Raw genomic sequence first — 11,346 nt, forward strand, 5'->3', positions numbered from 1 at the left:
CCATCGAAGCCTCTAAATATAACATGACACTCTTCTACTCTCTTTTCAATGAAAATGAATAAGGCACATCCTCATCTCCAATACCCCGAAGTTTATTCGGCCGCTCGCTCATTTGGAATTCAATTCGACCGCCATTCAACAAATCTGCATGAGTAATATAATTCTTCGTGTATACTTTCTTATTCCATTTCATCCATGCGATATAACGGTGCCTATCATCATTACCCGAGGCAACAATCTGTATTTTTTTACCGTTCTCAAATTTAATCGTTACTTTTGGGAAAAGCGGTGCCCCCAACACGTATTGGTCCGTTCCCGGACACACGGGATAGAACCCCATTGCAGAGAACACGTACCATGCCGATGTCTGCCCGTTATCCTCGTCACCGCAATACCCGTCCGGTCCGGGAGTATACATCCGGTTCATCACCTCCCGCAACCAATACTGCGCTTTCCAAGGCTGTCCGGCATAATTATACAAATAAATCATATGCTGTATCGGCTGATTCCCGTGAGCGTAATTTCCCATATTCATCACAGTCATTTCCCTAATTTCATGAATCACTCCCCCGTAATAACTCGCATCGAACAAAGGAGGAATAGTAAAAACAGAATCCAACATTCGAACAAAAACCTCCTTTCCCCCCATCAAATCAATTATCCCCTGCGGATCATGAAACACCGACCATGTATAGTGCCAACTATTTCCTTCCGTAAAAGCATCCCCCCACTTCAAAGGAGAAAACGGGGTCATAAAACTCCCATTTTGATTCTTTCCCCGCATTAACTTCGTCTTCGGATCAAACAAGTATTTATAATTCATTGCCCGTTTTGCATATTTATTGACTTCAACCTCCGGACGTCCCAAAGCTTTCGCCAACCGATAAATACACCAATCATCATAAGCATACTCCAACGTACGAGCCGCACTTTCCTTTATTCCCACGTTATAAGGAACGTAGCCCAATTTGTTATAATATTCGTGTCCCAAACGTCCCGTGGAGGAAACTTTAGGATGTACGTGTTCAGTCCCGTGTACTACCCCCTCATACAGCGCCTTGACATCGGCAACTCGAATCCCCTTCAAGTAAGCATCTGCCAAAACGGAAGCCGAATTATTTCCGACCATACACCCCCGGTGTCCCGGACTCGCCCATTCTGGGAAAAAACCGCTTTCCTTGTACGTGTTAATCAGCCCCTCCTGAATCTCCTTGTTACGGGAAGGATAAACTAGATTCAACAAAGGAAACAAGCAACGGAAGGTATCCCAAAACCCCGTGTCTGTATACATATATCCCGGTAACACGTTGCCATTATACGGACTATAATGCACGATATTTCCCGCTGCATCAAACTCGTAAAACTTACGCGGGAAAAGCACCGAACGATACAAACAAGAATAAAATACCCGATATTGATCCAGCGAACCGCCCTCCACTTGAATTGCCCCTAGCACTTTATTCCATTCCGTCCTACCTTTTTCCACTAACACATCGAAATCATCATTTTCCAACTCTTTCAAATTTCTTTCCGCCTGTTCCAAGCTGATAAACGAAGAAGCCACCCGAGCGTGTACCTTTTCTCCTTTTTCCGTGCGGAATCCGATCACACTTCCCGCATGATTCGCCTGTTGGTATAACTCATCACTCAACTTCCCGTCGGCAAAAGTATGTTGATACTCAAAAGGCTTATCAAACTCTATCACGAAATAATTTTTGAAATTCCCCGGAACCCCTCCGCTATTCCGAGTCGTATATCCCTCGATTCGATTGTTACCCACAATCTTGACAAATGAACCCCGGTCAAACGCATCAACAACAACATACGAATGCTCGCTCTCTGGGAAAGTAAACCGGAAAAGAGCCGCTCGATCAGTTGTAGTAAATTCAGTAACAACATCATGTTCGGTCAAATAAACTTTGTAATAATAAGGCTTGGCAACTTCTCCCTTGTGCGAGAACCAACTCGCCCGTTTATCTTGATCAAATTCCGGCGCTCCCACAACTGGCATCAAAGCAAACTGCCCGTAATCGTTAATCCACGGACTAGGTTGGTGTGTTTGCTTAAATCCCCGTATTTTGTTTGCCGTATACACGTAAGCCCACCCATCACCCATTTTTCCCGTCTGAGGCATCCAAAAATTCATACCCCACGGACGAGCAATAGCCGGGTAAGTATTCCCTGTAGAGAACTCATACGTGGATTGCGTCCCCATCAAAGGATTCACATAATCTACTGGTTCTTTCCTCCCTTCTTTGTTTGGCAACATTGCCCCGAAACACAACAAAAATACACATAGATTCATTTCATCACTCATTCATTTACACATTGATTTCATTTATTCGACACACAAATTCCTTATCCTCCCTCTCTATATAAAACAACAAACAAGCAAAAAAGAGGTACAATACATAAAAATAATTTACCTATACTTAAATCTAATTCGAAACGCAACGATAAAAACCGCCTCGTTTCGAATTAAAAATGTCCAACTTTCCGAGCAACACAATCTGTTTATCAGACAATTGCCAAAAATTTATCGTCCTCGTCTCCTTACCCACACGATAACTCCGGTTATCAACAACAATCCCGGCAACACCCACCAGAATAACCAAGTAGTCACACGCATCCCCGCCTTTCCTAGTTCAATCTTTCTATCTGGAGCCGGATCCCGACGAGTATCAACAGGTACCTCACCATCCGACAACCAGTAAAAGGAACCGGACACAAGTAAATAATTCGTGGCAACAACCTCTCGACGATTTCGACCTCCCTCCCCGTTACTCAAACAGTCAGCATCTCCCAACACCACTATTTTTTGTACTTTATCACCCACCTGACGTTGTAAAGCTAAAGCTAGCGGCCACGACTTTTCTATTTCCCCGATAGCAGTATTCAATCGCACTGTATCATCCAAAAAATCTGTTGTTTCCAACTCATTCCAAACTCCTATAGAATCGCTCATTAACATTGGTATCACCCGAAACCCTTTATCCTCAGTATATTCCATCGGACAACAAGAGGGCATTGTAGCTACCGTTCCATAACGTACCATAGAAGTAAAAGCATAAGCGATATCCGTAACAGTTGCCGGAGTAGCTTTACCTAATATCAAATCTGCCGGATAATCCTCTGTCGGACGTACCAACACGCCCGGCAGAAAACGAACACCCAATGGTTCCACGATCGGATTCATCTCCTCAACTCTCCGGGGCTCTCCTGCTACCAACAAATTTCCCCCACGATCTATATATCGACTTAACACGGCATATTCTTCTGGAGAATAAGCAGTCTTGACATCCGCTATAACTAAAATACTTATTTCTTCCGGGATATCCTGTTCCAAACGAACTTCGCACACGTCAAAACCTTGATTAATCAAAGCATATCTAGCCGGTTTATCGTAAGAAAAACGCAAATAATCACGATCTCCTCCTTTGTGAATATCACGCTCCCCATGTCCCGTTACAAAACCCACTTTGGGCAGTTTCATCACGATCCGCTTGATCGCTGCAGCTATCTCTTTTTCATCCGGATGCACGATCATATCATCGTATATCCTTAAAAAAGTCTTTTCTCCACTTTCCCGCTCGATCAAACGTACAAAATTCTTGGCCTCCCCGGCCAATTCCGGGTATTGTACAACCACCTCTTCATAAGGGCGTACCTTTGCGGTATCCAACTTCCAAACTTCAGCCACCTCTGCCATTTTTTCCCGTAAAGTATGATTCGGGAAATGACGATCCAACACCACATTCGTGGTCGTATCATAATAATAAACATACTTCAATTTAATCTCAGGCTTAAAACGAATGAACTTAGACAAACGCTCTTTATCCCGATTTATATTTTCAGGCGAGGCATACGCATTACGCGACGGGGCTATCAAATTCGAAAACGTAGTAATTGTCATTCCTCCTTCTGCCATTTTCACGATTTCCTGACTATTCTGAGTTAATGTATTTACTTTCATTCGGGTAGCATCATGATACCATTTCAACACGGGCAACGTTGTAAAATATCCGAGCATAACAGCCAACACACAAATCCCAATATATTTTCCCAAATTTATCGCCAAAGTACTTTTCTGCCGAACAGCATTCAAACGCAAGACAGACAACGAGATAAAAAGGGCCGAAACCAAAACAAAATACGCGATATCCTCAGAACAGATCATCCCATTAGCAAATTGATTAGCACGTCCGTTAATAGCCAACCAATAAGTCAAATCCCGTACAAATTCAACATGCTGCCAAGAATTCCCAACGTATCCCAACACGGCAAACATCGCAATCGTTCCAATTGCCGCAACGACCTGATAGGAAGTTAAACTAGACATAAACAAACCAATAGACGCATAAGTACAAAATAACAAATAGACGCCCAACATACCCACCAGAACAACCGGCATATCAAAATTCTGAACGATACATGCACTATATAATACCACAATAAAAACTCCCCCCATCATACATACCCCGTACACCATCATGGCAAGAAACTTACCCAAAATAATTTGAGTATTCGTGATCGGGGAAGAATACAGAAGTTTTATAGAACCACTACCAAATTCCCGACTCATCAACCCCATCGTTAGCAAAGGAACGTAAAAATACAAATTTCGTTGAATTGACTCGAATAACCCTCTCAATCCTGAAAATATAGACATCGTCAAATTCCCTTGCACACGCCCTAACTCCTGCCCCATCACCTTCGGTTCAAGAATAGAACAATAAGTCATTCCAACTTGAAACAAGAAAATAACCAAAATTAACCAAGCTACCGGGGAATAAAACAACGTTTGCAATTCCGTCAATGCTAACTTATATATCTTTTTCATATCACTTACTATTTACTTTTTTTAGACAACTCTGCAAATATTGAATCCAAAGAACTCTTTTCCTGACGAATCTCTGTTAAATGCCAACCTTTACGCACACTGGCTTCAACCACCCGGTCTATCACATCCATAGCATCATTATATTTCAATCGATAATAACTTCCACCTAGATAATTCACGTCAAGCACACCCTCCAACTCCTTCAATTCAGCCTCCCCCGGATTTTCTCGTAAAGAAACAAATATCGTATTCGGAATAATATAATTATCAAAATCCCGAACCGTTCCCGAGAAAATTAATTGTCCGTTTTCAATCATAAAAATATGATCACACACAGCCTGTACCTCCGGCAATATATGTGTTGAAAGAATCACTGTACGCTCCTCGGCTATCTTTTTAATTAAATTCCGAACTTCAGCAATTTGATTCGGATCCAACCCGTTTGTCGGCTCATCCAACACAACAAAATCAGGGTTGTGAATAATAGCTTGAGCAATCCCGACCCGTTGTTGATAACCACCGGAAAGATTACGAATCAACCGATTACGAAAATGTGTTATATTACATTGTTCCAAGACCTGATCTATCGCCTCTCCCACCTGTTTACCCGGAATATCCCGCATATTAGCACAATGTTTCAAATACTCCTCCACCGTAAGATCTATATGCAATGGGGCCTTTTGCGGTAAAAAACCGATTAGACGTTTAGCCTCCACCGGATGTTTACGAGTATCAATGCCTCGGATAAACACATCACCCTCGGTCTGTTTCAAAACCCCACACATAATATTCATCGTGGTCGACTTTCCCGCACCATTCGACCCCAATAACCCGTAAATACCATGTTTATTTATTTCCAAACTTATATCCTTAACGGCCCAATGAACCGAATAGCGGTGAAAAAGATGCTCCACCTTCACAATAGATTGTTCCATACATTTTTGTTATAAGATTTACACAATACATTCCACTAAAGGTCTTTTATAGATCTTTATCAATTCTCGATTTAATAGATTCAGTGATTTCAAATTTCACTCGCACCGCATAGTCCCCTTTACAATCACTGAATCATTCTACCAAACATTACACATTAAATTTACATGATTATAATATCAAACTTGTTTCCCCCGACAAACTCTTTTTACTCATCGGTTTTCGGCATATTATATTTATTCCAATTCGACCATTTAAATTCAAGATCAACAATTCGCCCGAAACCATCTTTTTGATAAATCAAATGCTTGGGGTCAAAAAGATGTTCATTCTTTATCGTAAACGTTGCGAAAATTCCATTAGCCGTCACAACACCTAACTCTGTTTCCGACGAGTTGGTCTCGATATCCACAATCACATCTCCCCCTTCAACCTCATCAAACTTGTAAGCTTTCTTGGTTGACAAATCATACCAATAAATCGTATTACCACTCGAAAAGAAAAAGTACGCACGTTGCCTTAACCGATAAAACTTAGAATCTTCACTCAAATATTTCGTCCCGTCAAAATTCGATTGGTCACAGCTAGACATAGCTATTGCAGAAAAAGGCGGGTTTACCGTGGGAACAAAATAAGCCACTCGCATATTCAAAGCTTTCACGACATCTCCTTTCCTGAAAAGTGCAAAAGTGGGTATATCACTCCACGATGCTTCTTGTCCGGAACACATATACAATAAATCCCAGTCCCCGTAATCATTCAAATTTATCAACGTGTCCACGTCAAGCATACGAATTGGATAAAACTTCTTGATAGCAGAAGTATTATACCCGCTCCCAAACCACAACAACCGACGATTTTCAGCATCATTAAAAGCATTAAAAAAAGCCGCCGTGGGTCTTCCGGTAAAAATGATATCCCGAATATTCAAACGCTCTCCTTCCAACTGCATACGTACACCCGTGAAAGGAGTCGTGAATAAATCGACTTTTCTACCATCATCAAAATAATCCCTAGAATACAGATTTCCATTCTCATCCAACAAAAAATCCACCCCGTTTCCCCAAAAGAAATCCTTCACATTCAATCCGACAGGTACATCCCCCACGAAATCCTGGGCAACAGTCATCTCTTTGATATAAGAAGACCCATTCAAATACAATGCCCCACTCTCTTGAATCACGACCACAACCGTACTATTATTATGTATGATCTGTCTCAATCGTTTCGGTCCACTCCCCAAACTCTCATTCGGGTAAAGTGTTTTATACAAATCCGGGTACTCCGTATAGAAACGCTTTTTATCATCCGTCATTTCCGGCCGAATATACGACAAGGCTGACTCTCCACTTTTCTCACTCAAAATCAACCAGCCTTGACTCAAAGCCGCCTGTCCTGTCAACGTCACCTCATCGGAAGAATGCACAACCTTCGTGCGCAAATCCATAGCACACATTCTCACCCCAACACTCTTCTCCGCATTAGGATAAAAATCCAGATCGAAACCGACACAGGCCGTGTCAACAGCGGCAACACCTTCTTTTTTATTCATTATTTCCCACCAATAACTGTAATTCACGGAATCTCCCTCTTGCTCATATATCACCTTTGGAGAATAAAAATAACGCTCTCCCAAATAATACGTCTTATTTTGCGGATTCACTTCAAAAGTAATCCCATTCGTGGGGGTATAATCATAATGCCCTTTATCCTCGTAACAACCATTCAGCATCAATACTCCGGCCACAAGACTGATATAACTAATTTTATTCATAACCTTTTCCAATTAAACATTAACCTCTCACCGGAACCTCTGTTATGTCCGCCAATTTAATCCCATTATATTCTGTCACACCAGCTTTTTCCTGATCTTCCAACCAATACTTAAACTGCAAAGCGTAAGCACGTTTCTCGGCTGGTGACGTTTCACTTAAGTCCGTTTGATTCGTAACGATAATAAATAACGTATATTTATCATCACTATACGTACCCAAATAATCATTTATGATACCCCGATCCCACCAATCCGGTTGAGATATTTTATCACTAACTCGCACGATGGCATAATCATTATCCGAAGGAATAACCGTGAAATTCCCATTATCTTTTAAACGCAAAACGATCCGGAACTCATCCTTTTTCATATCTGCAGTACGATTTAATTTCATCCGTAAAGTGTCAGAAAAAACACCAGCCCCGAAAGTCACTCGTTCCAATGAAAAGTGAGTACCCTCAATACCGGTACTCATATCTTTATCCACAACCACCTCGTAATCCAAAGCCGAAGCGAGCACGTTACCTGCAATCTCTACCGGCAACTTTACCTCGAACGAACTTGCTGTCGGGTAATTAACAAACGACACTCTTACCGAATCTTGGTAGGTACTCGTAAAGCGAATATAATTCTCCGGTGCATTATACCTCATAATCTTCTCTTCACTACAAGAGAAAAACACCAAAACAAGGAAAATAACATATATCTTATTCATAACTCTACACTCTATCATTAAATATCAGTTTCACTCTCCGGTACGGGAACAACCCAATGACCAGTCATATCAATCGGATCTTCCTCCCCATTATACATATCCCGTCCTAGGCGCTTATGCATATAAAAACTACCACCTTCCGACAATGTCTCCCGGATTATATCATTATACAAGATTTCCAAGAACTCGTCTTTACTCGTCACGTTCAAAGGAATTTTCGCTTCACGAGCCATTCTTAAAGTTTGAAGAATCGATACCGCACGAGGCAAATCCGTATCAGCCAAACATTCACACATAATATGATACACCTCGCTCAAGCGAATCACCGGAGCCAAAGGCCCTTGATACGCAATTATCTCTTTAGCCTTATCAGTTAACGCATCCGGACTTTGCCATCTCAAGGAAGTATAATCACTACCAATCAACACTTTCAACCTACAATCATCCTTATCTTCTCCAAACAACAAATCCGTGTTTTTCAAATAATAAAAACTACCCGGTCCCCGATCTGCCTCGAATAACTCATACTCGGTTTGATTTACCGCAGTGAACAAGATATCCTCATACATCTTACGATACACATCATTTTTAGTACTAGCTTCCCCCATATTAGTCACTTTCGTGAAATAGAACCAATTCTTTCCAGACAAACCATCTGGCCCGTAAGCATAAACATCACTTGCACACCGCAAAGCGTTCACCTTATCCCCTTTCCATAAATATGCCCGGGCTAGCAAGGCCGAAGCGGCAAAATAATTCATTCGCGTAGCACGCCCGTTAAAAAACAACCCGCCTCTTACCGTCGACATATTCGCTTTAATCCTGGCTTCCACACTTTTAACAGCTGTCACATTATACAACGTATCATGATATGCCAAACACGTCTTTGCTGATTCCAAATCCTCGATAATCCTTCCCATCACGTAATCAACAGTCTCTTTCTCTGGAAAATGAAGAGGATAACTCGTCACGTAAGGAATATACCTCTTGCCGTCATCCTGCACGGGTGCCGGAGCATACAACCTCATGATCTCAAAATGCATCAACGCACGCATCCCCAAAGCTTCCCCCAACACTAAATCCCGTTCCACTTTCCCGTAAGGGAAAAACGTTGTATCCTTCGTTTCTACCTGCTGTATCAAATTATTACAATTTGCAATCACGTTAAACGCCCGTTTCCATATCGGATCCGTTATTTTATTCGCATTCGAAGTACCGTAGGTATAACTTGCCAGATCCCAGTAACGAGAATTAACATTATCATTGTCATAATTTTGCCCCAACACGCTGGCTGCTCCCCAGGTCAAATCACGCCCGTACAAATCCTGCTGACTAATCAAATAATACAACCCGTTTATCGCTGTCCGAAACCCCTCATAGCTCCCGTATAATTGTTCCTGTGTCACGGTTGTACTGGAATCTACGTCCAACCAATCATTACAAGACCAACACGTGACGCAAGCTATGATCCCTGCACATATTTTATTCCATGTTCTTTTCATAACTAAATTCCTTTAAAAAGTTACATTCAAGGTAAAATTAAATGTTCTCGCAAACGGGTAAGACAACCCTCTTTCTCGTTTTACCGAGGACGTGTAAGCAATCTCGTTCATATTCAACTGAAGTTTCATCCGGCTAAAACCAATTCGACTAACCAAATGAGGATCGAACTCGTATCCTAAAGAAAGAGAGTTACAATTCACCAAACGATTTCTTTGAACAAAACGGGAAGTTGGACGGGTCACCTGGTAACGATCCTTGATCGATTTCAACGGGGCAACATCCCCCGGCTCCAGCCAGCGTTGCGTGTACACTCTTTTGTCCACGTTACTACCCCATATATCGGCACACTCCACGTTATCCACCAAAGTTGAATTATACAAATCACCTCCTGTCTCGAACAAAGCTGCCGTAAACAATGTCCACCTCTTCCAACGGAAATTGAATCCAAAAGATCCTTGCAACTTAGGCTCCGTATTACCCACTACAACCTGATTCGTCGTATTCCAATCATAGGTAACATTTCCATTTGCATCAAGAAATACTTCTTGCCCGTTCGCCGGAGATATACCCAACGACCGAACAGCATAGATTGACGTCAATGAAGCCCCTTCCGTGTATTTCAACAACGGTTTATTATAATTAGGATACTTCGAATAATAATCATCCACCTTCTGATTATATTCTTTCAACGCATCAGAAATCTCCATTATTCGATTTTTGTTATGAGATGCACGGAAAAACACGTTCAATCCCCAATCCTGCTTTTGAATCGCATTCACGTTTAGGTTAACCTCAACACCCCGGTTTCTCACTTTACCCATATTATCTTTATAACTCGTAAAACCCGAAGACGGCACAATAGCAACATCCGTGATCAAATCATTTGTAACCTTATCATACCACGACAAATTAAGTGTATAACGTTTAAAAAGAGTCAAATCCAACCCTAAATTCAACGTTGACGTTTTCTCCCACGACAAATTCTCATTCCCCATATAAGTCAATGTAGCTCCCATCCCGGTCGTATGCCAAGCTCCCGCCTGCACCGTATACGTGTGACGAGCAGCAAAAGGAGGATAATTCACTTTACCAGTCTCTCCCCATGTCCCTCGAATTCGTAACTGAGAAAAAACACGGTTATCCACTAAAAATCTATAATTATGCATGTTAACTCCCAATCCGGCAGAATAAAAAGTTGCAAAACGCCGGTCACTACCAAACTCGGACGATCCATCCGTTCGAACGGAAACATCTACCAAATAAATATTCTTATACGAATAATTCCCCATCATAAACACCCCGAATAACCTCGTGTGGTTATCAGAAAAAGTGGGTATATTACTAGATAATTTATTCGCATACTGAGGTTTATTCAAATCAGAAGAAGGGAATCCTATATATTTTGTTGACTCATACTCACTTTTAGAATCCTGCACGTTCATCCCCACGCTCAAATTAACATTATGATCTTTGAACACCCGATTATAACTCAACAAAAGACTCATGGAAAATATAAAGTCACTTGACCCACTATTATACTCTAAATTGACCCATCAAAAAAATATTAGAATTAAGTAGAGA

General features: G+C 41.5%; 7 protein-coding genes. All 7 read right to left on the reverse strand.

What is annotated here, in order from left to right; translation table 11 throughout:
• Positions 1 to 34 precede the first annotated feature (34 nt).
• The 7 genes from I2I33_RS18210 to I2I33_RS18240 all read right to left on the reverse strand — a co-directional run bounded on the left by I2I33_RS18210 (position 35) and on the right by I2I33_RS18240 (position 11,270).
• Positions 35 to 2,269, reverse strand: a complete 2,235-nt coding sequence (locus tag I2I33_RS18210) for a GH92 family glycosyl hydrolase (protein ID WP_229128372.1) — start codon at positions 2,267 to 2,269, stop codon at positions 35 to 37.
• Between the two features lie 267 nt (positions 2,270 to 2,536).
• On the reverse strand, positions 2,537 to 4,840 hold the full coding sequence (locus tag I2I33_RS18215; RefSeq protein ID WP_087421252.1) for a Gldg family protein: 2,304 nt from the start codon (positions 4,838 to 4,840) through the stop codon (positions 2,537 to 2,539).
• Positions 4,841 to 4,848: 8 nt separating this feature from the next.
• A complete protein-coding gene (locus I2I33_RS18220; RefSeq protein WP_087421251.1) occupies positions 4,849 to 5,775 on the reverse strand; it encodes an ABC transporter ATP-binding protein in 927 nt (308 codons plus the stop codon).
• A 206-nt stretch (positions 5,776 to 5,981) separates the two neighbouring features.
• Entirely contained in the window at positions 5,982 to 7,547 is a 1,566-nt protein-coding gene (locus I2I33_RS18225; protein WP_087421250.1) for a PKD-like family lipoprotein, read from the reverse strand.
• 19 nt (positions 7,548 to 7,566) lie between these two features.
• The gene (locus tag I2I33_RS18230; protein WP_162613789.1) at positions 7,567 to 8,262 is read right to left on the reverse strand and encodes a DUF4843 domain-containing protein; all 696 of its coding nucleotides are present in this window, start codon (positions 8,260 to 8,262) and stop codon (positions 7,567 to 7,569) included.
• Positions 8,263 to 8,279: 17 nt separating this feature from the next.
• Positions 8,280 to 9,764: a RagB/SusD family nutrient uptake outer membrane protein gene (locus tag I2I33_RS18235; RefSeq protein WP_087421248.1), complete on the reverse strand. Its 1,485-nt coding sequence runs from the start codon at positions 9,762 to 9,764 to the stop codon at positions 8,280 to 8,282.
• 12 nt (positions 9,765 to 9,776) lie between these two features.
• Complete coding sequence (locus tag I2I33_RS18240; protein ID WP_195666864.1) at positions 9,777 to 11,270, reverse strand: TonB-dependent receptor domain-containing protein; 1,494 nt, start codon at positions 11,268 to 11,270, stop codon at positions 9,777 to 9,779.
• Positions 11,271 to 11,346 lie beyond the last annotated feature (76 nt).

The organism is Butyricimonas sp. BSD2780061689_150309_C8, from assembly GCF_015560935.1.
GTDB classification, from domain to species: domain Bacteria; phylum Bacteroidota; class Bacteroidia; order Bacteroidales; family Marinifilaceae; genus Butyricimonas; species Butyricimonas paravirosa.